Source organism: Mycobacterium sp. 050128 (assembly GCF_036409155.1).
Lineage (GTDB): Bacteria > Actinomycetota > Actinomycetes > Mycobacteriales > Mycobacteriaceae > Mycobacterium.
Genome location: NZ_JAZGLW010000002.1, coordinates 566,239 through 590,422, shown reverse-complemented (window position 1 = coordinate 590,422; position 24,184 = coordinate 566,239). Strand labels below are relative to the sequence as shown.

General features: G+C 66.1%; 19 protein-coding genes. 8 read left to right on the top strand and 11 right to left on the bottom strand.

Annotation, left to right across the window (positions count from 1 at the left end):
- The first annotated feature begins 42 nt into the window (after positions 1 to 42).
- The 3 genes from uvrB to SKC41_RS20070 are packed head-to-tail and all read left to right on the top strand — an operon-like array spanning position 43 to position 5,068.
- A complete protein-coding gene (uvrB, locus tag SKC41_RS20080) occupies positions 43 to 2,202 on the top strand; it encodes an excinuclease ABC subunit UvrB (protein ID WP_330979416.1) in 2,160 nt (719 codons plus the stop codon).
- 26 nt (positions 2,203 to 2,228) lie between these two features.
- On the top strand, positions 2,229 to 3,632 hold the full coding sequence (locus tag SKC41_RS20075; RefSeq protein ID WP_330979415.1) for an MFS transporter: 1,404 nt from the start codon (positions 2,229 to 2,231) through the stop codon (positions 3,630 to 3,632).
- A 44-nt stretch (positions 3,633 to 3,676) separates the two neighbouring features.
- Positions 3,677 to 5,068 (top strand): MFS transporter, encoded by a 1,392-nt coding sequence (locus SKC41_RS20070; RefSeq protein WP_330979414.1) that lies wholly within the window; start codon positions 3,677 to 3,679, stop codon positions 5,066 to 5,068.
- A gap of 27 nt (positions 5,069 to 5,095) precedes the next feature.
- On the opposite strand, the gene SKC41_RS20065 is transcribed toward SKC41_RS20070, so the two are convergent.
- Positions 5,096 to 6,667 (bottom strand): glycosyltransferase family 39 protein, encoded by a 1,572-nt coding sequence (locus SKC41_RS20065; RefSeq protein WP_330979413.1) that lies wholly within the window; start codon positions 6,665 to 6,667, stop codon positions 5,096 to 5,098.
- Between the two features lie 318 nt (positions 6,668 to 6,985).
- Here SKC41_RS20065 and SKC41_RS20060 point away from each other — a divergent pair, with 318 nt between their 5' ends.
- Positions 6,986 to 7,429 (top strand): universal stress protein, encoded by a 444-nt coding sequence (locus SKC41_RS20060; RefSeq protein ID WP_330979412.1) that lies wholly within the window; start codon positions 6,986 to 6,988, stop codon positions 7,427 to 7,429.
- Positions 7,430 to 7,444: 15 nt separating this feature from the next.
- On the opposite strand, the gene SKC41_RS20055 is transcribed toward SKC41_RS20060, so the two are convergent.
- Positions 7,445 to 8,866 (bottom strand): PPE family protein, encoded by a 1,422-nt coding sequence (locus SKC41_RS20055; protein WP_330979411.1) that lies wholly within the window; start codon positions 8,864 to 8,866, stop codon positions 7,445 to 7,447.
- 336 nt (positions 8,867 to 9,202) lie between these two features.
- Positions 9,203 to 9,880, bottom strand: coding sequence for an MBL fold metallo-hydrolase (locus SKC41_RS20050; protein WP_330979410.1), 678 nt, complete (start codon positions 9,878 to 9,880; stop codon positions 9,203 to 9,205).
- Positions 9,881 to 10,058: 178 nt separating this feature from the next.
- On the opposite strand from SKC41_RS20050, the gene uvrA reads away from it, so the two are divergent.
- Both uvrA and SKC41_RS20040 read left to right on the top strand, forming a co-directional pair.
- Entirely contained in the window at positions 10,059 to 12,983 is a 2,925-nt protein-coding gene (uvrA, locus tag SKC41_RS20045) for an excinuclease ABC subunit UvrA (protein ID WP_330979409.1), read from the top strand.
- A 402-nt stretch (positions 12,984 to 13,385) separates the two neighbouring features.
- Complete coding sequence (locus SKC41_RS20040; RefSeq protein WP_330979408.1) at positions 13,386 to 14,588, top strand: fatty acid desaturase family protein; 1,203 nt, start codon at positions 13,386 to 13,388, stop codon at positions 14,586 to 14,588.
- Here the strand turns inward: SKC41_RS20040 and SKC41_RS20035 are convergent.
- A complete protein-coding gene (locus SKC41_RS20035; RefSeq protein WP_330979407.1) occupies positions 14,581 to 15,456 on the bottom strand; it encodes an NYN domain-containing protein in 876 nt (291 codons plus the stop codon). The two genes, SKC41_RS20040 and SKC41_RS20035, sit on opposite strands and share 8 nt — an antisense overlap.
- A 488-nt stretch (positions 15,457 to 15,944) precedes the next feature.
- Here SKC41_RS20035 and SKC41_RS20030 point away from each other — a divergent pair, with 488 nt between their 5' ends.
- Complete coding sequence (locus SKC41_RS20030) at positions 15,945 to 17,234, top strand: fatty acid desaturase family protein (RefSeq protein ID WP_330979406.1); 1,290 nt, start codon at positions 15,945 to 15,947, stop codon at positions 17,232 to 17,234.
- 41 nt (positions 17,235 to 17,275) lie between these two features.
- On the opposite strand, the gene SKC41_RS20025 is transcribed toward SKC41_RS20030, so the two are convergent.
- Together SKC41_RS20025 and SKC41_RS20020 are read right to left on the bottom strand one after the other, a co-directional pair.
- Positions 17,276 to 17,479 (bottom strand): cold-shock protein, encoded by a 204-nt coding sequence (locus SKC41_RS20025; protein WP_330979405.1) that lies wholly within the window; start codon positions 17,477 to 17,479, stop codon positions 17,276 to 17,278.
- Positions 17,480 to 17,749: 270 nt separating this feature from the next.
- Positions 17,750 to 18,280 (bottom strand): DUF5994 family protein, encoded by a 531-nt coding sequence (locus tag SKC41_RS20020; RefSeq protein WP_330979404.1) that lies wholly within the window; start codon positions 18,278 to 18,280, stop codon positions 17,750 to 17,752.
- A gap of 328 nt (positions 18,281 to 18,608) precedes the next feature.
- Between SKC41_RS20020 and SKC41_RS20015 the strand changes: the two genes are divergently transcribed.
- Positions 18,609 to 19,295 carry a DUF5994 family protein gene (locus SKC41_RS20015; RefSeq protein WP_330979403.1) on the top strand — a complete coding sequence of 229 codons (687 nt, stop codon included), beginning with the start codon at positions 18,609 to 18,611 and terminating at the stop codon, positions 19,293 to 19,295.
- A gap of 26 nt (positions 19,296 to 19,321) precedes the next feature.
- Here SKC41_RS20015 and SKC41_RS20010 read toward each other — a convergent pair whose 3' ends face one another.
- The 5 genes from SKC41_RS20010 to SKC41_RS19990 all read right to left on the bottom strand — a co-directional run bounded on the left by SKC41_RS20010 (position 19,322) and on the right by SKC41_RS19990 (position 24,141).
- A complete protein-coding gene (locus SKC41_RS20010; protein ID WP_330979402.1) occupies positions 19,322 to 20,125 on the bottom strand; it encodes a transglutaminase-like domain-containing protein in 804 nt (267 codons plus the stop codon).
- A 92-nt stretch (positions 20,126 to 20,217) separates the two neighbouring features.
- On the bottom strand, positions 20,218 to 21,927 hold the full coding sequence (locus SKC41_RS20005) for a serine/threonine-protein kinase PknH/PknJ (protein WP_330979401.1): 1,710 nt from the start codon (positions 21,925 to 21,927) through the stop codon (positions 20,218 to 20,220).
- Between the two features lie 28 nt (positions 21,928 to 21,955).
- Entirely contained in the window at positions 21,956 to 22,204 is a 249-nt protein-coding gene (locus tag SKC41_RS20000; protein WP_330979400.1) for a hypothetical protein, read from the bottom strand.
- 10 nt (positions 22,205 to 22,214) lie between these two features.
- The gene (locus SKC41_RS19995; protein WP_330979399.1) at positions 22,215 to 22,652 is read right to left on the bottom strand and encodes a DUF6653 family protein; all 438 of its coding nucleotides are present in this window, start codon (positions 22,650 to 22,652) and stop codon (positions 22,215 to 22,217) included.
- Between the two features lie 7 nt (positions 22,653 to 22,659).
- Positions 22,660 to 24,141: an alpha/beta hydrolase gene (locus tag SKC41_RS19990; protein ID WP_442931719.1), complete on the bottom strand. Its 1,482-nt coding sequence runs from the start codon at positions 24,139 to 24,141 to the stop codon at positions 22,660 to 22,662.
- Positions 24,142 to 24,184: the final 43 nt, after the last annotated feature.

The following is a 24,184-nucleotide window of genomic DNA, read 5'->3' as shown; positions in this document are numbered from 1 at the left end:
GCGCGGACCACACTTGTCGGTGCACGCCTCTACCCTGGGGGCATGGCCTTCGCCACTGAGCATCCCGTCGTCGCGCATTCGGAGTACCGCGCGGTCGACCAGATGGTGCGCGCCGGCGGCCGGTTCGAAGTGGTCAGCCCGCATGATCCCGCCGGCGACCAGCCGGCCGCCATCGACGAGCTGGAACGACGGATTCTGGCGGGGGAGCGCGACGTGGTGCTGCTCGGGGCGACCGGCACCGGCAAGTCCGCCACCACCGCCTGGCTGATCGAGCGGCTGCAGCGGCCCACCCTCGTCATGGCGCCGAACAAGACGCTGGCCGCTCAGCTGGCCAACGAGCTGCGAGAGATGTTGCCGCACAACGCAGTCGAGTACTTCGTGTCGTACTACGACTACTACCAGCCCGAGGCCTACATCGCGCAGACCGACACCTACATCGAGAAGGACAGCTCGATCAACGACGATGTCGAGCGGTTGCGGCACTCCGCGACGTCGTCCCTGCTGTCGCGTCGCGACGTGGTCGTGGTGGCCTCGGTGTCGTGCATCTACGGCCTGGGCACGCCGCAGTCCTACCTCGACCGTTCGGTCGAGCTGCGGGTGGGCGCCGAGGTGCCTCGCGACGCGCTGTTGCGGTTGCTGGTCGACGTCCAGTACACCCGCAACGACCTGTCCTTCACCCGCGGCTCGTTCCGGGTGCGCGGCGACACCGTGGAGATCATCCCGTCGTACGAAGAGCTCGCGGTGCGCATCGAGTTCTTCGGCGACGAAATCGAGGCGCTGTACTACCTGCACCCGTTGACCGGCGACGTGGTCCGCCAGGTCGACTCGCTGCGAATCTTTCCGGCCACCCACTATGTGGCCGGCCCGGAGCGGATGGCGCAGGCGATCTCCACCATCGAGCAGGAACTCGAGGAGCGCCTCGCCGAATTCGAGGGCCAGGGCAAGCTGCTGGAGGCCCAGCGGCTGCGCATGCGGACCAACTACGACATCGAGATGATGCGGCAGGTCGGGTTCTGTTCCGGCATCGAGAACTACTCGCGCCACATCGACGGCCGCGGGGCCGGTTCCCCTCCGGCGACACTGCTGGACTACTTCCCGGAGGACTTTCTGCTGGTCATCGACGAGTCGCACGTGACCGTGCCGCAGATCGGCGGCATGTACGAGGGTGACATGTCGCGCAAGCGCAATCTCGTCGACTACGGCTTCCGGCTGCCGTCGGCGTGCGACAACCGACCGCTGACCTGGGAGGAGTTCGCAGACCGGATCGGGCAGACGGTGTACCTGTCGGCCACCCCGGGCCCGTATGAGCTCGGCCAGGCCGCCGGCGAGTTCGTCGAGCAGGTGATTCGGCCGACCGGCCTGGTGGACCCGAAGGTCGTGGTCAAGCCGACCAAGGGCCAGATCGACGATCTGATCGGCGAGATCCGCAAGCGGGCCGAGGCCGACGAGCGGGTGCTGGTGACGACCCTGACCAAGAAGATGGCCGAAGACCTCACCGACTACCTGTTGGAGATGGGCATACGGGTGCGCTACCTGCACTCCGAGGTGGATACGCTGCGCCGGGTGGAGCTGCTGCGCCAGCTGCGGCTCGGCGACTACGACGTGCTCATCGGCATCAACCTGCTGCGCGAGGGTCTGGACCTGCCCGAGGTGTCGCTGGTGTCGATCCTCGACGCCGACAAGGAAGGCTTCCTACGGTCCGCGCGCAGCCTGATCCAGACCATCGGTCGCGCCGCCCGCAACGTCTCCGGCGAAGTCCACATGTACGCCGACAAGATGACCGACTCGATGACGGAGGCCATCGACGAGACCGAACGGCGGCGCGCCAAGCAGATCGCCTACAACGAGGCTCACGGCATCGACCCGCAGCCGCTGCGCAAGAAGATCGCCGACATCCTCGACCAGGTCTATCGCGAGGCCGACGACTCCGAAAACGTCCAGATCGGCGGGTCGGGCCGCAACGCGTCGCGCGGCCGGCGCGCGCAGGGGGAGCCCGGGCGCGCCGTGAGCGCGGGCATCATCGAGGGCCGCGATACCAGCAGCATGCCGCGCGCCGAATTGGCCGACCTGATCAAAGACCTCACCGCGCAGATGATGGCCGCTGCCCGCGACTTGCAATTCGAGCTGGCCGCGCGGTTCCGCGACGAGATCGCCGACCTCAAAAAGGAACTGCGCGGAATGGACGCCGCCGGTCTCAAGTGACGCGCGGCGCCTAATACGGTGTAGGGGTGGCGAATACGACGAGCCAGACCGGCAGTTGGCGCCAACTGCTGGGCGGCTATCTCGGAACCTCCACCGTGCTGGCCGGTGGGGTGCTGCTGTACGCCACCACCGAGTTTCTGACCACCAGCCTGCTCCCGAGCACCGTCGCCGAAATCGGCGGCAGCCGGCTGTATGCGTGGGTGATCACCCTGTACCTGGTCGGATCCGTCGTCGCGGCCGCCACGGTGAACACCCTGCGATTGCGCATCGGTGCGCGTTCGTCATTCCTCTGGGGCTTGGCCGTCTTCGGCGTCGCGAGCATCGTGTGCGCGCTGGCGCCGAACATGGAGGTGTTGATCGGCGGACGCGCCCTGCAGGGTGTGGCCGGTGGCCTGCTGGCCGGCCTGGGCTATTCGCTGATCAACACTGCCCTCCCGCGTTCCCTGTGGACTCGCGGCTCGGCGCTGGTGTCGGCGATGTGGGGGGTCGCGACCTTGGTCGGGCCGGCGATAGGCGGCCTTTTTGCGCAATTTGGATTGTGGCGGTGGGCATTTGGTGCAATGGCCCTGCTCGCCGTGCTGATGGCGGTGTTGGTGCCGAGGGTTCTCACCAACGCCGACGCCGGCCCCCGCGCCGAGGCGGCGATTACTAAGGTGCCGCTGTTGTCGCTGCTGCTGATGGGCGCCGCCGCGTTGGCAGTAAGCGTTGCGGAGTTGCCGCACAACGTCTTTGCGATGGCAGGCCTGCTGATCGCCGGTGTGTTACTACTCGGCGCCTTCGTGCTGGTCGACTGGCGTATGCATGCAAAAGCATTGCCGCCCAGCGTTTTTAGGCGTGGCCCATTGAAATGGATTTACCTGACGATGGCGGTGCAGATGGCCGCCGTGATGGTCGACACCTACGTGCCGTTGTTCGGTCAGCGGTTGGCCCATCTGACACCGGTCGCTGCGGGATTTTTGGGTGCCGTGTTGGCCATGGGCTGGACCATCGCCGAGCTATCCAGCGCCTCGCTGAGTGACCCCCGCGTGGTCGACCGGGTGATCGCGGTGGCGCCATTGGTGATGGCGTCGGGTTTGGCGCTGGCCGCCGCGACGCAGCGCGCTGACGCGCCGACGGGGGTCGTGCTGGTCTGGGCGGTGGGATTCCTGGTAGCCGGCATCGGGATGGGGATGACCTGGCCGCATCTCTCGATGCGTGCGATGGACACCGTCGACCCGTCCGAGGGCGGTGCGGCCGCGGCGGCGATCAATACCGTCCAACTGATCTCCGCGGCCTTCGGTGCCGGGCTGGCGGGCGTGGTCGTCAACCACGCTGCGGGTGGGGACTTGGCCGCGGCCCGGTGCCTGTACGCCGTCATCGCGGGGCTGGCGGCGTTGGCCGTCTTCGCGTCCACCTTGGCCAGCCGGCGCGATCGTCACGCACCACGCTGATCCTTTGCTGACGAAACGGGAAACCCGCGCCATACGGTGTACGAGTGACCGTCACCAAGGATGAGGCCGGAAGTTGGCGCGAGCTGCTCGGCGAGCACCTGGGGATGTCCACTGTCCTTGCAGCCGGCGTTCTGCTCTACTCCACCAACGAATTCCTCACCGTCAGCATGCTTCCGAGCATCATCGCCGACATCGGCGGAGCCCGGCTGTTTTCCTGGGCGACGACGCTGTATCTGATCGGTTCCGTCGTCTCCGCCTCGGCGGTCCACCCGGTACTGCAGCGCATCGGGGCCCGACGGGCGTACCTGGTCGGGCTCAGTGTGTTTGCCCTCGCCAGCGTGGTGAATGCACTGGCGCCGAGCATGGCGGTTCTTGTCGCCGGGCGCGCGTTGCGAGGTGTGTCCGGCGGACTGTTGGCCGGTCTCGGCTACGCGCTGATCAATACCGCCCTCCCGCGCTCGTTGTGGACCCGCGGCTCGGCGCTGGTCTCCGCGATGTGGGGAGTATCGACGTTGATCGGCCCGGTGGCGGGCGGGATCTTCGCCCAACTCGGGCTGTGGCGGTGGGGGCATACCGCAACCGGCATCGGGGCCGTGCTGGTGGTCGTGTTGGTGCGCAGAGTCATCCAGCCCGGGCACATCGTCCACAATCCGGTGACGCCAGCCCGCAAGGTGCCCATTTGGTCGCTGCTGCTGATGAGTTCGGCCGCATTGACCGTCAGCATTGCGGCCCTTCCGCACCATCTGGTGCAGAACCTGGGGTTGCTGCTCGCCGCCGTCCTGCTGGTCGTCGTCTTCGTCATCGTCGACGGGCGAACGTCAGTAGCGGTGTTGCCGCGCAGCGTATTCGGCCCAGGACCGGTCAAGTGGCTCTTCATCGTCATGTCGGTGGAGATGGCCGCCGCGATGGCCAACATCTATGTGCCGTTGTTCGGCCAGAAGTTGGCGGACCTGAGCCCGGTGGAGTCCGGGTTTCTCGGTGCGGCGCTGGCCACCGGGTGGACCGGCAGCGAGATCGTCAGCGCTTCACTGACCGACCGGCGCGTGATCCGGCGCCTCGTCGTGGCGGGTCCGTTGGTGATGGCAGCGGGCCTGGCGCTGGCGGCGGTGACGCAGCGCGCATACGCCCCGCTTGGGTTCGTCGCGCTGTGGGCGCTCGCGCTGCTGATCACCGGGGCCGGCATCGGGATCGCCTGGCCGCACCTGGTGGTGCGTGCGATGGATTCCGACGACCCTGAGCAGAGCAGTGCCGCGGCCGCGGCGATCAACACGGTCCAGCTGGTGTCTGCCGCATTCGGGGGCGGGCTGGCGGGTGTGGTGGTCAACCTCGCCGAGGCCGACGACGCCACGGCGGCCCGCGCGTTGTATCTCGTTTTCGCGGTGCTGGCGGCCAGCGGTGTCGTGGCGTCGTATCGCGCGGCCCGCGACGAGCGCTGACCTGATCCGCGGCATTGTCATTCCCGGTCACCGGGTGGATTTGACGACCTGAGAGTAGTGGAATTGCCAGCGCTCGACGATGTGGAAGCCGAGGTAGCTGGGGAATTTATACGCCGGCGTGCGGCCGAATGCGCCCGGCGGCAACGACTGACCGGACTGATGATCGGGAAACGAGTTGTCGTAGTTGGTGATGGTCCACAACGTGGTGCACTTGTTGATCTTGGCCGTCGTCAGCCACACCGCGACGTGACCGTCCCACAGCGAACCGACCTTGGGCCCGTACACCCCGCGCTCGACGTCGATCAGCGACCGAAACGCCGCGGGCCGGGTGGCCAGCAGCGCGCGGATCGGGCCGGGCCGCCACGGCACGGTGTTATCCGCCAGCAGGCAGTCGCCGGGAGCGGCATGTGAGCTGATCAGGTCGGCAACCTGGCTGTAGTCCCAGCCTTCCTTGGCGTACGGCCAGCGCTGGACGAACAGGTAGTCGGGCACCGCAGCGACCGCGAACAGCAGCACGACACCGACGATGGCCCACCGCCGTCGTGCCACCGTGATAATGCAGACGGCCAGCAGCACGGCCATCGCGGGCGTGGTCAGGATCAGATAGCGGGGAAAGTACATCGGCTCGCCGATCGCCGAATAGACCACGACCGCGGTGGTGGGCAACAGGATCCACCCCACGCAGATGGTCAGCAGGCGGCGCATGTCGCCCGCCGGGCCGGGCGCGCCGAACCGCCGGGCGACGATCGCGGCCACCATGATCACCCCGCTGAGCACCGCGAACGGAACGCTGTGGTCGAAATACTGCCGTTGGGTGATGTCGAACGCGTAGTGCCAGCTGACCGGGAAAAGCCAGTTGACCTGAAATGCCTGACCGTGCGCGAACAGGATGAACGGCGTCATCACGCCCAGCGCGACGGCCGTGCTGGCCGCCCACCAGATGACCGGCGACTTGCGGGATCCCTTGGGCGCCAGCAGCGCGACCATCACCGCGTAGACGCCGACCAGCAACACCAGGTTGAGGCTCAACAGGATCGACGCCATCAGCGCCACGGCATAACCCACCCACAGGCGGCGCCGATTGCGCCGCACCGCGGTGACCAGCAGAACCGTCAGCCAGATCGCCGCGGCCACCGACATCGCATACGGGCGTGCCTCGATGCCCGCCCAGGTGGTGCGCGGCAGGATGGCGAAGACGACGCCCGCGCACACCGCGGTGCCGCGTCCTGGGGTGAATTGCCTGGTGAACACGACGACACCGGCGGTAGCGACCCCGATCGCGAGCGCGCTGGGAACCCGCGACCAGAACTCGGTCGGCGGAAAGATGGCGAACCACCCGTGCATCACCAGGTAGTACAGGCCGTGCACGGCATCGACATGGCCCAGCAGCCGCCACAGTTCGGGCAAAGTTCGGCTCGCCGCGGCCGAGATCGTGGCTCCCTCGTCGAACCACAGCGAAGGCCGACAGGCCCAGGCGCCGCTGATGACGGCAGCCAGAACCGCGATCGCCCACGGGTCGAGCAACCTGCCACGCGCGGGCCCGGGCCCGGACTCGGCGGTGGCATCCGGGGAGCGCTGCTCGAGGGCGGACGTAGCCATGATGCTTGTCACTGTAAGGCGCACCCGATCGACCTGGTCACCAGCAGTCCGGCCGGCCGGTCGGAGATATCCAGGCGGGGCCGGCGGGCCTCGCCTGCGGCGTCCGTAGGTCCTGGAAAACGCCGCCACGCAACGCCTTCCGGCCTGGGCGGGGACATTTCATCGCCTCATTATCGGGAATTGAGGCCGTTGCTGCAGCGTGGCGCGGTAAATGGAGCCTTGCGCCACACCACTTCGGTGTGGGTAATCTGACCCATCCAGATCGGACAACGCGCTACTGTCCTGAGGTTGGCCTGGCAAACGATACTGGGAGGGTAAATGTCCGCTTATCGGACCGTGGTGGTCGGCACTGACGGCTCGGACTCATCGCTGCGTGCCGTCGAACGGGCGGCAGCCATCGCCGGGGCGGACGCCAAGCTGATCGTCGCGTCGGCGTATCTGCCTCAGCACCAGGACGGCCGGGCCGCCGACGTTCTGAAGGAGGAGAGCTACAAGGTCTCGGGCACCGCCCCGATCTACGCGATCTTGCAGGACGCCAAGGAGCGGGCGCACAAGGCCGGTGCGAAGAACGTCGAGGAGCGCCCGATCGTCGGTGCCCCCGTTGACGCCCTGGTCAGCCTGGCCGAAGACGTGAAGGCCGACCTGCTGGTCGTCGGTAACGTCGGCCTCAGCACGATCGCGGGCCGCTTGCTCGGCTCGGTACCGGCCAACGTGTCACGTCGGGCCAAGGTCGACGTTTTGATCGTGCACACCACGTCCTGACGAACGGATTCCGCCCTACTCCGCGGATCCCCTGGCCCACAAGGCCAGGGACCGCATCAGCACATCGCGCTCCAGCGCCAAGTCCGAGATCTGTTTGCGCAGCTCGTTGATCTCGTCGCGCAGCGTCTCGCCCACCATGCCCTCGGTGGCCGGCGCCCGCTGATCGGTCAACGTCGCCGGGCGATACGCCCCCTCGTGTGGGCCCGTCGCCCGGGCCACCTGCGGAATCACCGCGGGAGAGCCGCCGTAACGGGCCGGCGTCCCGCGATCGGCCGGCGGAGTCGCACCGCGCTGGGACGCGGCGCCGGCGCGTGTGGCCGCGAAACCGCCGCCCGCCGCGCCGCCGCCGCCCGCCGCCGCGGCCATCAGGCTGCCCGGCAGCAATGCGCCGGCGCCGGGGCCCAGCCCGTCTATCGCGGCTTCCGGCAGACCGGCCAGGGCGGCTTCCGGCAATGCGCGCACCGCGCTGGCGAGCACCGGCGCCGCGCCGGCCCAGGCCGGCGGGACCGACAGCCCACCCACCGGAAGCGACCGCGCCATACCCGCCAGCACGCCACCCGACGTTGCGGTGCCCACGCCCGACACGGCCGGGGTGGTGTCGCCGATCAGGCCCGCCGCCGCACCCGCCGCACTCAGGGCGGGGGCGGCAGCACCCAAGATCGTGGGCGGCAGCGCCGCATTGATCGGGCCGGTGAACAACGGGCCGAGAATGAACAACACCCCACTGGCGATGTAGGTGCTGCTCGCGGTGACATTCAGGATGTCCGACAGGCTCGGATCGCCCGGCTGCCCCGCCAGCGTGTCCAGCACATCCGGCACCGTCTGAAGCACTTGCGTCAGGGCTTTGGGGCTGGCCGCGGCCGACGTGCTGGCCTTGCTCACCGCGGCGTCCTGCGCACCGGCCCCGGAGGGATCGGTGGTCTGCGGCGGATCGGTGAACGGCGCGAACCTCGAAGCGGCCGCCGACCCGCTGGCGTAGGTGTACATCGTCGTCGCATCCTGGGCCCACATCTCGCTGTACTGCGTCTCCGTGGCCGAGATCGCCGGGGTGTTCTGGCCGAACAGGTTCGACGCGATTAACGCCAGCAGCAGCGCGCGGTTCTCGGCGATCAAGGCCGGCGGCACCGTCGCGGCAAAGGCGGTCTCGTACGTCATCGCCGCGGCCCTGGCTTGTCGGGCGGCCACCTTGACCTGCTCGGCGGTGGTGTTCAGCCACGACGCGAAGACGATGGCAGCGGCCCGCATCGACATCGCCGCCGGTCCGATCCATGCTTCGCGTGTCAGCCCGGACACCACCGACCGGTACCCGGCCGCCGCGGAGGTCAGTTCCGCGCCCAGCCCGTCCCAGGCCGCCGCGGCCGACCACATCGGCACGGACCCGGCCCCGGCGTACATCCGGCCGGAATTGACCTCCGGCGGTAACGCTGCATAATCCATTTCCGTTCGCCAATCAGTTAATTGGGCACGACCGCCTGCACGGCTGGCGTGAAGTGGACATCTCGGGAATGACGGGCACAGCGGGCGGATGAGCGCCGAAAGGCTGAATTGCCCGCAACCTCTGCGCAGTTGACGACAACCGGGATCACCTTCAATGCGTCGGATATTTGCTCGCATGCTACCGAGCGACGCCTGCGGCGGAGGGTGTTTCGGCGCTGCTCAATCGGGTTTCTGTGCGCGGGCCCGGCAGGTGTGGCGCTGGATCGCTTCGCGCGCTATCAAAGTCGGGGCGACGGGACCCGAATCATGTTCAACCGCAAGGCAATTGCCGAGCGGTTACCAGCCTCGCTCGCGCCATTCGCTCAGATGGGGGCGCTCGGCGCCCAGCACCGTGTCGTCGCCGTGGCCGGGATAGATGACGGTGGAGTCGTCATACACCTCGAACACCCGGCTGGTGACGTCGTCGAGCAGCTGGGTGAAGTCGCCCTCCTGCCAGGTCTTGCCCACTCCGCCGGGAAAGAGGCAGTCGCCGGTAAACAACTGCGTGACGCCGCCCGTCGCCGGACCGTCGAGGGCCAGCGCGACCGACCCCGGAGTGTGCCCGCGCAAGTGGATCACGTGGAACGTCAAATTGCCGATGTGCACGGTGTCGCCGTTGGCAAGAAACCGATCCGGTTTGACGGGCAGCGGTTCGGCGTCGATCTCGTGCGAGGCGGTCGGCGCGCCGGTGGCGGCGGCGACGGCCTCCAGCGCCTGCCAGTGATCGAAGTGCTGATGGCTGGTCACGATCAGCGACACCTTCGGGGCGTACCGTTGGACCAGGTCGATCAGGACGTCAGCGTCGTTGGCGGCGTCGATCAGAAGCGTTTCCCCGGTCGCCGAACATGTCACCAAGTAGGCGTTGTTATCCATCGGGCCCACCGACGCCTTGACGATGGTGACCCCGGGCAGGGTGCGACGGGCGGCGTTACCAGGGTCGACGTGTCCGGTGTAGTTATCGTCCACGATCGTCATGCGCGCCACTCCTCAGTCCCGGCGTGCGCCGGGACATCGTCGCCGGCGCGGGTCATAGCGGTCACGTTACTGCTCCGTCGGTTGGGATGGGTGTCTTGTCGGTGGGGGCACCTAGCATGGAATGCGCCGTGCGCAGTAACCGCCGTCAGGCGGGTAAAGAATCAGTGAGAGGGGCAGCGTGGCTGACCGCCTAATCGTCAAGGGTGCCCGTGAGCACAACCTGCGCGGTGTCGATCTCGACCTGCCGCGCGACTCGTTGATCGTCTTCACCGGGTTGTCCGGATCGGGCAAGTCGTCCCTGGCTTTCGACACCATCTTCGCCGAGGGCCAGCGCCGCTACGTCGAGTCGCTGTCGGCCTACGCGCGCCAATTCTTGGGGCAGATGGACAAGCCGGACGTCGACTTCATCGAGGGTTTGTCGCCGGCGGTGTCGATCGATCAGAAGTCGACGAACCGCAACCCCCGATCGACCGTCGGCACCATCACCGAGGTCTACGACTACCTGCGGTTGCTCTATGCACGCGCCGGCACCCCGCACTGCCCGATCTGCGGCGAGCGGATCGCCCGCCAGACCCCGCAACAAATCGTCGATCAGGTGCTGGCGATGGAGGAGGGCATCCGATTCCTGGTGCTGGCCCCGGTGGTCCGTACCCGCAAGGGCGAGTTCGCCGACCTCTTCGACAAGCTCAACGCGCAGGGCTACAGCCGGGTGCGGGTCGACGGTGTGGTGCACCCGCTGTCGGATCCGCCGAAGCTGAAAAAGCAGGAGAAGCACGACATCGAGGTGGTGGTGGACCGACTGACGGTCAAGACCGCCGCCAAGCAGCGCCTCACCGACTCGGTGGAAACCGCGCTGAACCTGGCCGACGGCATTGTGGTGCTGGAATTTCCCGACGACCGCGACGAGCACGACCACCCGCGCGAGCAACGCTTCTCCGAGAAGCTGGCCTGCCCCAACGGGCATCCGCTGGCCGTCGACGACCTGGAACCTCGTTCGTTCTCCTTCAACTCGCCCTACGGCGCCTGCCCCGAATGCGTGGGCCTGGGCATCCGCAAAGAGGTCGACCCCGACCTGGTGGTGCCCGACCCGGAGCGCACCCTGGCCGAGGGCGCGGTGGCGCCCTGGTCGGCCGGCCATACCGCGGAGTACTTCATCCGGATGATGGCCGGTCTCGGCGAGGAACTGGGATTCGACGTCGACACCCCGTGGCGCAAGCTGCCGGCCAAGGCCCGCAAGGCGATCCTCGAGGGTTCCGACCACCAGGTGCACGTGCGCTACCGCAACCGCTACGGCCGAACCCGTTCGTACTACGCCGATTTCGAAGGTGTGCTGGCGTTTCTGCAGCGCAAGATGGAACAGACCGAGTCCGAGCAGATGAAGGAGCGCTACGAGGGCTTCATGCGGGACATCCCGTGCCCGGTCTGCGAGGGGACGCGGCTCAAACCGGAGATTCTGGCGGTCACGCTGACGGGAGGCTCTGGGGGGGACCGCGGGCCCAAGTCCATCGCCGAGGTCTGCGAGCTGTCCATCTCCGACTGCGCCGACTTCCTCAACGCGCTTACCCTCGGTACGCGCGAGCAGGCGATCGCGGGGCAGGTGCTCAAGGAGATCCAGTCGCGGCTGGGCTTTCTGCTCGACGTCGGGCTGGAGTACCTGTCGCTGTCCCGCGCGGCCGCCACGCTGTCCGGCGGTGAGGCCCAACGCATTCGGCTGGCCACCCAGATCGGTTCCGGCCTGGTCGGTGTGCTGTACGTGCTCGACGAGCCGTCGATCGGGCTGCACCAGCGCGACAACCGGCGTCTCATCGAAACCCTCACGCGCCTAAGGGCTTTGGGTAACACGCTGATCGTCGTCGAGCATGACGAGGACACCATCGCGCATGCCGACTGGATCGTCGACATCGGGCCCGGCGCCGGCGAGCACGGCGGCCAGATCGTGCACAGCGGGACCTATCAGGAGCTGCTGAGAAACGAGGATTCGATCACCGGGGCGTACCTGTCGGGCCGGGAAAGCATTGCCACACCCAAACATCGGCGTGCCGTCGACCGCAAACGCCAGCTCACCGTCGTCGGCGCGCGCGAGCACAACCTGCGCGACATCGACGTGTCGTTCCCGCTCGGCGTGCTGACCTCGGTGACGGGCGTGTCCGGCTCGGGCAAGTCGACCTTGGTCAATGACATCCTGGCGGCCGTGCTGGCCAACCGGCTCAACGGCGCCCGGCAGGTACCGGGCCGACACACCCGGGTCAACGGAATAGACCAGCTGGACAAGCTCGTTCGCGTCGACCAGTCGCCGATCGGGCGCACGCCGCGCTCCAACCCGGCCACCTACACCGGCGTGTTCGACAAGATCCGGACGTTGTTCGCCGCGACCACCGAGGCGAAAGTCCGTGGCTACCAACCGGGCCGGTTCTCGTTCAACGTCAAGGGCGGCCGCTGCGAGGCATGCACCGGCGACGGCACGATCAAGATCGAGATGAACTTCCTGCCCGACGTCTATGTGCCGTGCGAGGTATGCCAGGGCGCCCGGTACAACCGGGAAACGCTGGAAGTGCACTACAAGGGCAAGACCATCTCCGAAGTGCTGGACATGTCGATCGAGGAAGCGGCGGAGTTCTTCGAGCCGATCAGCGGCATTCACCGCTACCTGCGCACGCTGGTCGACGTCGGCCTCGGCTACGTCCGGCTCGGACAGCCCGCGCCGACGCTGTCCGGGGGTGAGGCGCAGCGGGTCAAGCTGGCCTCCGAACTGCAAAAGCGCTCGACCGGGCGCACGATCTACATCCTCGACGAGCCGACCACCGGGTTGCATTTCGACGACATCCGCAAGCTACTCAACGTGATCAATGGCCTGGTGGACAAGGGCAATACGGTCATCGTGATCGAGCACAACCTGGACGTGATCAAGACGGCGGACTGGATCGTCGACATGGGGCCCGAGGGCGGCGCCGAAGGCGGAACGGTTGTCGCCCAGGGCACTCCGGAGGACGTCGCCGCGGTGCCCGAAAGCTACACCGGGAAGTTCCTCGCCGAGGTCGTCGGGCGCAGTGCCCCGTCGGCGGCCAAGACGCCGTCCAGCAGGCGGCGCAAAGTCAGCGCCTGAACCGGCACGTTGCCGCCCGGGGTGGCCGACGGTCACGCAGTCATGCGCATAGCTGCATATCGCGCCGCTCATGTACTCTCGGAGGTCAATCGAAGCCAGGGGGGTTAGGCAGATGCTCGACCGGACGGCTTCGCTGTGCCCCCGACCTGGACTTTCCGGGAACGGCGCCGCGGTGCGGATCGCCCCGCCAACCGACACGGGTGGCTCGGTGCCGCAGTTCTGCTGTGCCGGTTGAGTCGTTCTCGCTTAGTTGACCTCGCGCCCATCTTTGACTTGTGCGCACGCACGACAACCCAAAAAGATCGGACGTTACCCACAATGCTGCGGCTTGCAAGCCTTCCCCGACTGAGCATCGCCGCGCGAACACCCCGCGCCGCTGTGCGCGAACTGCGTTGAACGTCAATGGCTATCACTGACGTCCCGGAATATGCCCATCTAAACGACGCAGATCTCGAGGCGTTCGGGGCCGCGCTGGACGAGATCCGCTGCGACATCGAGGCCTCACGCGGTGCCGCAGATTGTGCATATATCAAGCGCGCCATCACTTTTCACCGATCTCTCGAAGTCGCTGCGAGACTGGTCGTCGGATGCAGCAAGGGCAAGTTCGGCTGGGCGGCCGGAACCGCCGCCCTGGCCGCAGCAAAGTGCATCGAGAACATGGAACTGGGCCACAACATCAGCCACGGTCAATGGGATTGGATGAATGACCCGGAAATCCATTCCACCACCTGGGAATGGGACATGGCCGGCCTGACATCCCAATGGCAGAACTCCCATAACTACAAGCACCACGTCTTTGCCAACGTTGTCGGTGTAGACGACGATCTCGGTTTTGGAGTCCTTCGAGTGACTCGAGACGAGAAGTGGCAGCCCAGCGCCATGATGCAGCCGTTGCGCGCGGCGCTGCTGGCGCTGTTTTTCGAATGGGGCGTCGCGTTGCACTGCTTGTATTCGGTGCAGGAGCGCGAGACGACGAACGCTGGTAAAGCCACGCATAAGGCGGCGCTTCTCCGCAAGATCGCTCGGCAGGTCGGCAAGGACTACGTGGTGTTTCCCGCGCTGAGTCGCCGGCGGTGGTGGCGCACTTTGGGGGCCAATGTGGTTGCCAACCTACTGCGCAATGTGTGGGCCTTCGTGGTGATCGTCTGCGGTCACTTCACCGACGGAGCGGAGAAGTTCGTCCCGTCGGTGCTGGAGGGCGAGACGAAGCCCGAATGGTATCTGCGACAAATGCTGGGTACCGCGAACTTCCGGGCCGGAACGGTGATGGCGTTCATGAGCGGAAACCTCTGCTATCAAATCGAACATCACGTGTTCCCTGATCTACCGAGCAATCGGTACCCCGAAATCTCCGAGCGGGTCCGCGAGTTGTGCGTCGCCTACGACCTGCCGTACACGACCGGCCCGTTGTATCGCCAGTTCCTACTCACCGCCCGCACAATTTGCAAACTCGCGCTGCCGGACGGCTTTCTGACCGCTACCTCCGATGACGCGCCAGAAACCGCGTCCGAGAACAGGTTTCGGAACATGCCACCACGACCGCGCGTTGCGGGTGTGGGGCGACGCGGACTGGCGACGGCAATCCTGGCGCTTCGGACTAAGTGACCGTTTCGCTGCGCAACCGGACCAAACGAGTGGTGCTGGTCTCATCGAGATCGACGAGCTGCGAGCGAGACCGCAGGAAGTCGCTGAACGATTTAAAGCCCAACGCCTTCTCGCTGAACGACGGGTCCATTCGCTTCATCTGGGCCTTGACTGCGGAATTGTGGAGCCACTCGGTGTCGTCCTTCTCCTGGCTTATGCGCAGCGCGCGTTCGAGCAAACCGGTGGCCGCGGTCTGGGCATCGGCCAGCGGCGGCTCGTCGTCGGACTCGGGCGTGTCCTGCCGTCGGCCGCGTTTCTTGTCATCGATGGATTTCACTGCTGCAGTGGGTATTCCGGGCAGTGCATCGTAAGTAACGAACTCGTCGCAGGCCGCGGCCAGGGATCGGCTGCTGGCACCGGCCACACCGATGCCGACGACGTACCGGCCGAGGCGCTTGCACCGTTGCGCCAATGCGATGTAATCCGAATCGCCGCCGACGATCACCACGTGGGTCAGATCGGGTAATCGGAACATATCCTCGACCGCGTCGACGGCTAGCCGGATGTCGGCGCCGTTCTTGCCGTAGGCGGCGGCCGGGAAGAGTTGAACGAGATCGACCGCCCGGCCCACCAGCTGACCGTGGTAGGCGGCGTTGACGTCCGCGGACCAGTCTGCGTAGGCGCGGGTGAGCACGAGTGTCCCGAACGACGACGCGAAGTCGATGATGGCGCCGACGTCGACGGTCGCCGACTGCAGCCGGTCCGTCTCGAGTCCCTTGGCCTTGTCCTTCTGGAATGAGTTGCGCCCGTGCACCTGGTCGTACCGGGAGATCACGATGTTGTCGAAGTCGAGGTAGACCGCGACACGGGGGGTGACAGATTCGGTCATCCTGCGTTCACCCCTGGACTACCGGGTTCAGTGTTTCAATAGCAGCCATCCGGACATGGTGCGCCACCGAATCCAACCCATCAAGCCCGGGCGGTGTAACGTACTGGTTGTTGAGACTTCGGACTAAGCCCATGTCGTTTTGGCTCTCGGGGCCCTTCTTTTCGTCGCGTTGATGGAACTGTCGGGCTTCGCGGTCGGCGACTGCCGCCACTACTGCTAAGGAGCCAGGGTTACTCGGCGCGGCTGCTCGGCTCGGTGTGCCGCAGCTCCGGTTGCGCCAGACTTCGCTTTCGCTGGGAGGCGTCGATATCCCCGCCGAAGCTACGAATAGCGTTGGTGTGTAAATCAATTGGGCGCAGACAGCCGCCCAGCAATTTATCGCGGTGAAGCCGTCGCGGACGCGGTCTCGGTTGCCGATGGGCACCCGCCGACAGCCGCCGCACGTACCGGCTGCGCCGAACAGCTTTGCCCTACCCGAAAGGAAAGCCATGGCGATCAGCAATATCGCCGCTTTCGCTCACCTGTCCGACGCCGAGATCGAGGCACTGGCCGTCGAGCTGGATGCGATCCGGGTGGACGTCGAGGAGTCCCTCGGCGAGCCCGATGCCCGTTACATCCGTCGCACCATCGCCGCACAACGTGCTCTCGAGGCGGCCGGCCGACTCATGCTGGCCGGTAGTTCGAAACGCTCGGCGTGGTGGGCGGGAACGGTGACCCTCGCGTTGGCGAAGATCATCGAGAACATGGAGATCGGCCACAACGTCATGCACGGCCAGTGGAACTGGATGAACGACGCCGAGATCCACTCCTCGACGTGGGAGTGGGACATGACCGGCGTGTCGAAACACTGGCGGTCCACCCACAACTATCAGCACCACAAGTACACCAACATCGTCGGATTGGACGACGACGTCGGCTACGCTCTGCTCCGAGTCACTCGTGACCAGCCCTGGAAGCCATTCAACGCCGGCAACTTACTGTTCAACGCCATTCTGGCGTTCGGATTTGAGTGGGGAATTGGCTTCCAGCCCATCGAATTCGGCAAGTTACTCAAGGCCGGCCCGGAGCGCGAGATGACCGCGCTCAAGATACGGGAGTCGGCGGTCAAGGCGGGACGTCAGGCGGTCAAGGACTATCTCGCGTTCCCGGCGCTCACCTCCCTTTCGCCCGCGGCGAGCTACAAATCGACGCTGAAGGCGAATGTCGTGGCCAACGTGATCCGCAACGTCTGGGCCGACGCGGTCATCTTCTGTGGGCATTTCCCTGATGGTGCAGAGAAATTCACCGAGACCGACATGGTCGGCGAATCGAAGGGCCAGTGGTATCTGCGTCAGATGCTGGGCAGTGCCAATTTTGACGCCGGCCCGGTACTGCGGTTCATGAGTGGCAACCTGTGCTATCAAATCGAGCATCACTTGTACCCCGATCTGCCGAGCAACCGGTTGCGCGAGATTGCGGTGCGAGTGCGCGAGATATGCGACAAGTACGACTTGCCTTACACCACAGGCTCATTCCTGGTGCAATGTGGCGAAACGTGGCGCACCATCGCCAAATTGTCACTGCCGGACCGCTGCTTGCGTGATACCGCCGATGACGCAACGGAGACGCGCAGCGAGCGGATGTTCGCTGAACTGGCGCCCGGTTTCGGCGGCACCGATCCAGCGACCGGCCGTCGCCGCGGCCTCAAGACAGCGCTCGCAGCGGTCCGACGATGGCGTCGAGGCGCTGTGCTCAAACCCCAAGGACTGACTGCGACAGTTGCCGGTTCGCCAGATTAGGACGATATCCATTCCGTCCCAAGGGGTTCCGCGCTGGATCGTTAGACGACGGTCACTTGCACGGCCTTGGGGCCTTTCGGCCCCTGGTCGACCTCGAATTGCACTCGTTGATTCTCCTCAAGGGAACGATAACCGCCGCCCTGGATCTCGGAGTGGTGGACGAACACATCGTTGGTGCCGTCGTCAGGTGCGATAAAGCCAAAGCCCTTGTCGCTGTTGAACCATTTCACAGTTCCCTGTGTCATTCTGTTTCTCTCTTCTCAACTGGCTGCAATTCGGATGCATCCATGATTCTGGCCCGGCCGTGGGGTGTGCAAAAGGTAACGTCACACGTCAACAGCACTCGGCGGGATTCGACTGGCTATCGACTCAACGAGTTTTCGTCAGCGTTTGGCGGGAAGACTTGTCAGACATCACGGCCCTTCGATGGGGGCCTGTGTGGTCCCAATTTGTCCAGTCTACGCCACGTTCGGGGACGGTGATGATGCAACGGCTTCCGCCGGCCCTGACGCGCCCTAGCGGCCTGGCGTCCAACCCACCGCGGACTCGACGGCAGGTGCCGCTTTCAACGGAAGACCGGAACCCACTGCACGCCGACGGGCCATTTGCCGTAACACGCTGGCATTCATCGGTTGTGCTGACGCCGCGACCTCGCCGAGAAAGAGGCTCGCCTCTTGGCCGGAACAGGACGGCGCCAGTACAAAGAGCACGGCGTCACGAGACCTGGTCCCCTTCAGATAAATGGTGTCGCTGAAAACGAGCCGGTAGGGGTCGAGTGAGACCATTTCATTGCGGTGGATCACTCGCGACGGGGCGGGCAACCATGCGGCTGGGTCGTAGACGACTCGGCGCACCCGGTCCAGCCACAAGTTGAACACCGTAACGAGGTCGGGTAGCTCTGCGCCCAGGTCTAGGCTTTTCGGCCACCACACGCCGTCTACGGCGCCCTGGGTGAGGTCGCGTTCGCACAGTGTCAATCGGGTGGGGCTGGAGGGAAACGACGAAACGTGCGCCACAGTGACGCTCCCGTCTACCAATTTTGCCATCGCAGACGGCTACCCGAGGAGGCAGTGCTCGACAAACCCACGACGCCAAGAGCATAACTCCCTCGAGTCCGTGGACGATGTGCGAATCGCCGTAAGCCCGGCACGGTGTGCTCGACGTCGGTTGGCGGCGTGTCATCGCTGCGGGCTGCCGGATGGCGGGGATCGCTGGAAGTTACTCGTGCACAAAGCAATTCAGAGCAAATGCGCGAAAAATCCTTCGTCTCAGCGTGGTTGCGAATGCTCGCGCGGTGGTCACTTGTCAGTTGCTCGCTCTGCGGGCCCAGTCGACCGGTCGCGGCACCTGAATAAGCGGTGGCGTAACGTCGATATGGAGCTGTTTCGTTGTCGATATTGGCCCCGATCGGTTTTCCGCGAACGAGACCATGGGCAATGCGATTCCTCAGTCGGCCCGACGCGCAGTCGGATCGCTTCGAACTTCGAAGGGCTTTTCATGAATCGCGCAGATCCGTTGGTCGGTGTCCTTGCTGCTCAAGAGGATTTAGCGGCGAAAGTCGTCGTGAATTCCGTATCTGCCGGCCCGGTCGAGACGTCGCAGCGCCAGGTCAGCCCGGTGCGACTTACTCTGGCGTCCCGGCTGGGGGACGAGATCGATGGGGCCTGGTGGCCCCGTACGGGACTGATCTCGCGGGAGCTCCCGGAATTGGTCTCCATCTTGGAGGCCCGTTTGGGCCAGGTCATCGACATCAATGTGAACTGGCAGTCGATACAACGCCAGCCGGATCTGAATTGGGCCTGCTGGCAGGTGATAAACCCGCACATAATGACGGTTTGCGGTCACGACGCGCGGGCGAAGATTCTGATCGTTCCATACCGAACCGGCACGGCCCTTGCGGTGATGCTGTTGCGCCGGGCCGCGGGTCTGTCCGTCCTTGCGGCGCATCGCGAGTCTCGAGCGTTCCTTACCGCCGACGGTATTCTCCGCGCGGCCCGGGGTGAGAGGATGTTTGAGCTGCGTCGCGCGCGGCGAGCCGACGTGAAGAGCGGATCGCATTGATTCTTAGCGGCTTTGCCGGGGGTGTCTCAGCGGATGGAAACCAGTTGATCGATCGAATCTCCGGGCAAGTCGCCGTCGACCACGGCCATCACCACCAGCTTGTTGAGTGTGATCGCGCCCTTGTGATTGTCGAGGAACGCGGTGTCGGAGGCATCACGGCCCGTGGCGATGCGGACCAGGGTTTGTCGCGGCGCCAACAGCGTCGCATCGACCACCCGCCACTGCCCTTGCACAAAAGCCTCGGCCACCGCGTGAAAGTCCATTGGGGACAGGCCGGGCGCATACACCGATACCAGGCGGGCGGGGACCTTCACCGCTCGAAGTAGCGCCACGACCAGATGTGCGAAGTCGCGGCACACACCTTTGCCAGCGAGCAGCGTCTCCACCGCCCCGTCGATCGGATCGCTGGAGCCGGGCACATAGTTCAGCCTGGTACCCACCCACGAACTCACGTGCTCGAGCAGCGTCGCCGAATCGTGGTCGTTACCGAATTCGGTTGCGGCAAAACCATAGAACTTGTCGGCCTCGGCATAGCGGCTGGGCCGCAGATACATCGACTGGTCGTATTCGGTCACCGGTGCGGGACTGGTCTGGCCCACGACGGTAGCCGAGTAGTCGACCTTCAGCGTGCCGACCGCGGCGTCGAACTTGTGGATACGGTTTCCGTGCACACCGCTGATTTCCAACGGGTGGATCTGCTCTCCGTTCAAGACGAAGCGCAGCGATTCGAAGACCTCCGCGAGTGGATGCGGTGCTACCGCGATTTGAAACTCCAACGTCGTGGCCGAGGTGATTTCGACTTCGAGTTCCACGCCCACTTCTCGTCTCATAACGCAATACTGCGCCAGTGGTCCTGGATGCGCCAATCGCGTGGCCGGCCTGTCAGGATTCGGTGCGCGCTGTTGGCTTGCGCCGCAACGGTTTAGCCGGGCACCCGGGTCGCCATGTCGTTGGCGATCTGCCTGGGTTGGTTGATGATTCCGGGCGCGCAGCCGTTGACGTCGAGAACCACATTGGATACCGCGGACAGCACGTGCTGGCACACCACCGGGCCGTTGGCCAACGTGTGCTGCAGGGCGATGTTGGGCGGATTGCCGCTGATCTCCCGGAATGTCCACTCCGACGTGGTTCCCTTGTTGACCTGCGTCACGGTCCTGCCGGCGCAGGTTCGCCATTGCTCTGCCTGCGCCGTCACAAATGCCTGGGCCTGGGCAGCTGACGCGAAGATCACCGCACCCTGCACCACGACGTAGCCGGGGTTGCTCTGCGGCTTCTCCATCAACTGGGCCAGCATCGCGGTGTAGCCGCTGCTCTTGTATGTCTTGGTCTGGAAGCCGATCAGCGCTCCCAGGCACCTGTCGTCCGACAAGGTGTTGTCGGGGCCGGGATCCGTCATGTCCGTGGTGGAGTGATCGACGACGATGCCGGTGGTGCTGAGCACGGTGTTGACCAGATCCGGCGACGCCAGCACCGAATTCAGTTGCGCGGGAGTCACTGTCGGTGCGGCACCACGAGACGGGGCGCTGCTGGTTGCCGGGGCCACGGTGGTGCCGGTGAGGGGAGTGTCGGGTCGCGACGCGCCGGGCTTGCGCGCGGCCGCCCAGATCCCGGTGCCGGCGACGGCCCCGACGACGACCGCGACAGCGCCGATCATCAGCCCCAGCCTGCGTTTGGGTGGTGGGGGTGGCGTCCAGGGTGGCGGGTTGGTGACCCAGGCCGGCGGGATGGGCGCCGGTTGGGTCCAGGGCTGCGGCGGTGGGGCGAAGTGCCGGCTGTGGTGGATCAGGTCGGTCGCCCGGTCCTGGTCGGGGGTGCTGAGCGCGTGCAGGGCGGCCTGTGCAAGATCGCCTGCGGTGACGTAGCGGTCGTCGGGGTTTTTCGCCATACCGCGGGCGATGACCGCATCGAATGCCGCCGGGACGGCGGGGTTTCGCTGGCTGGGCCGCGGGATCGGCTCCATCATGTGCGCGGCCATCAGGCTGCTGAGGCTGTCGGTCTGGAAAGGTGTTGCACCCGTGAGGCATTCATACAGTAGGCATGCCAGCGCGTAGATGTCGACGCGGTAGGTGGGGTCCTGCGTGCCGAATCGCTCCGGCGCCATGTAGTTCCAACTGCCCACGGCGGCACCGGTTTTGGTCACCCGCTGGTCGGTGGCCGCGGCGGCGATGCCGAAGTCGACCAGGTAGGCGAAGTCGCCCTCGGTGAGCAGGATGTTCTCCGGTTTGATGTCGCGATGGATGACGCCGGCGCGGTGAGCGGCATCGAGCGCGGACGCGATCTGCTCGACGATGGCGACCGCGCGCGGCGGGGGCAGCGGCCCGCCGCGCAGCACCGAGCCGACGTCCTTGCCTTCGATGAAGCGCATGTCGATGAACAGCTGGCCGTCGATCTCGCCGTAGTCGTGGATGGGCACGATGTGCGGTTCGGCCAGCCGTCCCGCGGTCTGCGCTTCCCGTTGCATGCGCCGGCGAAAGACGTCGTCGGAGCCCACTTGCTCGGACACCAGCTTGAGCGCCACCACGCGGTCCTTGACGGAGTCGTAGGCCTCGTAAACCTCGCCCATCCCGCCGCGGCCCAGCAGTCGGCGCAGCTGGTAGTGCCCGAACCGGCTCCCAACGCGCGTTTCACTCATCGATGCCCCCGGCGTTAAGCCAACAGCCCTAACCCTGATCCGCGCGCATCGACTCGCGGATCTGCGCCAACCTTTCGGCCGCGGCGCGCTGGCGCTCGTCGTATTGCTCGTCGACTGAGCGGCCCTGCGGAGATTCGGCGTCGAGTTCCGCGTCGCCCAGCGACGCCGCGTAGCGGGTTTCGATTTTCTCACGCACCGCGTCGAAGGTCGGTACACCCGCGCTGTCGTACCCGGGGTCGGGTGCGGCGGTACCGGGGTTTGCTGGTTCGTCGGGCATGGTTGCCACGCTACTGCCGCATGGCTGCGTCCTGCCGCTCGCGCTCGAGATAACGCACCATTTGCTCCCAATAGACCAGGGTGAGCGACATTTGCAGCGTGGTGGCGATCGCCGCGGGGGCCAATCGATGGCGGCGGGCGGCCACCAGCGCGACCAGCGCCGTCGCTGCCGTCAGCCCGCTGACCACGGCGGCCCCGTCGAGCGGGCGCCGGCTGATCCACAGCTCCTCGCCGAGCATCGCCCGCGTCGACCAGGCGCGCAGCTGCGCAGGTTTGCCGAAGACGAACGGATTGGCCGCCATCCACACCGCGAGCCAGACCGCATGGCTGCGCCGCCGCGTCCAGGCCGGCACCAGGATCAGCGGCGTGCTGGCCCAGCGGCTCCATGCACTCCAGGGATTGCAGTGCCGGGCGAACAGCGCTCGCCGCAGCCGCGCACCGGATGCCATCCGGCGGTTACCTGGACGCGGTGTTGGCATGCTGCGCCGGGACCACCACCGGCGCGACCGTAGTCGCCTCGGCAGGCGATGTGCCGGGCAACGCAACCCGCGGCACCCCGGGCGTGCCCAGCTGGCCGGCCAGCCACGGCAGCGCGGCCGCGAAGACGCGCTCGGCGAAGGGCCAGTCGTGCTTACCCGGCTGGGGGAGCACCGCGCAGTCGATGCCATTGGCGCGGCCGAGCGCACAGAGTGAGTAGGCGGCCGCCGCCTGGTTGCTCGGGTTGGCGGCGGCATCGCGCTGCGCCAGCCGCATCGCCGCGGTGTCCGCGATCGCGTGCGTGGCGGGCCGGCCGTCCGACGAGATCGCGAACCAGCCGGACACGTCGTGATACCGGCCGTGCCGGTTGATCACCGTGCTCGGGTCGAACGACGCCCACGCATCGGCGTTTCCGCCGAACAGCCGGCTGATGGTTTGCGCCTTGTTGCCGGCGTTGGGGAAGAAGTCACCGGCGACGTCGACGAATGCGCTGAACATGTCGGGGTGCATGACGGTCAAGTCCACCGCGCAGGTGCCACCCATGGACCAGCCGGTCACGCCCCAGTTGGCGCGGTCTCCGCTGACACCGAAGCTCGTAACCATGTAGGGGACAACATCTTTGGTCAGGTGGTCGGCGGCGTTGCCGCGGACGCCGTTGACGCATTCGGTGTCGTTGTTGAAAGCCCCGCCGGAATCCACGAACACCAGCACCGGGGCCTTGCCGTGGTGGGTCGAGGCGAAGTCGTCGATCGTCTTGATCGCATTGCCCGCCCGCGTCCAGTCGGCCGGGGTATTGAACTGTCCGCCGATCATCATCACCGTCGGCAGCGCCGGCGGCGGACTGGTGGCGAACCATTCGGGCGGCAGGTACACCAGCTCGCCGCGGTGCTTGAAGTGCGAGGCCGACGACGGGATGACCACCGGCACCACGCTGCCGTGTGCCGGCCGGCTTCCCTTGGCCGCCATAGCGGTAACGGTGGCCCGATCGGTCTGGTCGGGCAGCGGGCCGGAGGTGAGTTGACCCCACGCGGACTGCACGGTGGGGAAGTAGCCGACCCACAGATTGAGCATCAGCGCGGCGCACAGCAGGCACAGCGGTACCGAGACCAGGGCCGCACCGCGCCGCCAGCCGGGTGCGCCGCGCCAGCCCAGCAGCAGCACCGCCCCGGCCATGCCGGCGACCGCGGTCCACAGCCACAGCGCGGCCGGCGCGGGTTCTTCGGACAGACCCTGATCAACGACGTACCAGTGCGTTCCGTACGCCGCGGCCCCACCGATCGCGGCCGCCAGCGGCAGGCACACCGCCCGCCAGCGCTGTGAACGCCAGCCGACGGCCAGCACCAGCACGATCGCGGTGACGACCTGGACGGTGATCGGTACCCAACCGTGCATCAGCGAGGTATGGCTGCTTGCCAATAACTGCCCGGTGGCATCCGGCGCCGGCGGTGTCACGCGATCCATTGTGATGGATTGTTAACCATCCCGGAACATATTCAAACGAAGT

Coding starts and splice junctions, on each gene's coding strand:
- SKC41_RS20040 (WP_330979408.1), top strand. CDS start 13,386: ATGGCTATCACTGACGTCCCGGAATATGCCCATCTAAACGACGCAGAT.
- SKC41_RS20020 (WP_330979404.1), bottom strand. CDS start 18,280: ATGGCAAAATTGGTAGACGGGAGCGTCACTGTGGCGCACGTTTCGTCG.
- SKC41_RS20015 (WP_330979403.1), top strand. CDS start 18,609: ATGGAGCTGTTTCGTTGTCGATATTGGCCCCGATCGGTTTTCCGCGAA.
- SKC41_RS20035 (WP_330979407.1), bottom strand. CDS start 15,456: ATGACCGAATCTGTCACCCCCCGTGTCGCGGTCTACCTCGACTTCGAC.
- SKC41_RS20050 (WP_330979410.1), bottom strand. CDS start 9,880: ATGACGATCGTGGACGATAACTACACCGGACACGTCGACCCTGGTAAC.
- SKC41_RS20025 (WP_330979405.1), bottom strand. CDS start 17,479: ATGACACAGGGAACTGTGAAATGGTTCAACAGCGACAAGGGCTTTGGC.
- SKC41_RS20000 (WP_330979400.1), bottom strand. CDS start 22,204: ATGCCCGACGAACCAGCAAACCCCGGTACCGCCGCACCCGACCCCGGG.
- uvrB (WP_330979416.1), top strand. CDS start 43: ATGGCCTTCGCCACTGAGCATCCCGTCGTCGCGCATTCGGAGTACCGC.
- SKC41_RS19990 (WP_442931719.1), bottom strand. CDS start 24,141: ATGGATCGCGTGACACCGCCGGCGCCGGATGCCACCGGGCAGTTATTG.
- SKC41_RS20030 (WP_330979406.1), top strand. CDS start 15,945: ATGGCGATCAGCAATATCGCCGCTTTCGCTCACCTGTCCGACGCCGAG.
- SKC41_RS20005 (WP_330979401.1), bottom strand. CDS start 21,927: ATGAGTGAAACGCGCGTTGGGAGCCGGTTCGGGCACTACCAGCTGCGC.
- SKC41_RS20065 (WP_330979413.1), bottom strand. CDS start 6,667: ATGGCTACGTCCGCCCTCGAGCAGCGCTCCCCGGATGCCACCGCCGAG.
- SKC41_RS20010 (WP_330979402.1), bottom strand. CDS start 20,125: ATGAGACGAGAAGTGGGCGTGGAACTCGAAGTCGAAATCACCTCGGCC.
- SKC41_RS20055 (WP_330979411.1), bottom strand. CDS start 8,866: ATGGATTATGCAGCGTTACCGCCGGAGGTCAATTCCGGCCGGATGTAC.
- SKC41_RS20060 (WP_330979412.1), top strand. CDS start 6,986: ATGTCCGCTTATCGGACCGTGGTGGTCGGCACTGACGGCTCGGACTCA.
- SKC41_RS19995 (WP_330979399.1), bottom strand. CDS start 22,652: ATGGCATCCGGTGCGCGGCTGCGGCGAGCGCTGTTCGCCCGGCACTGC.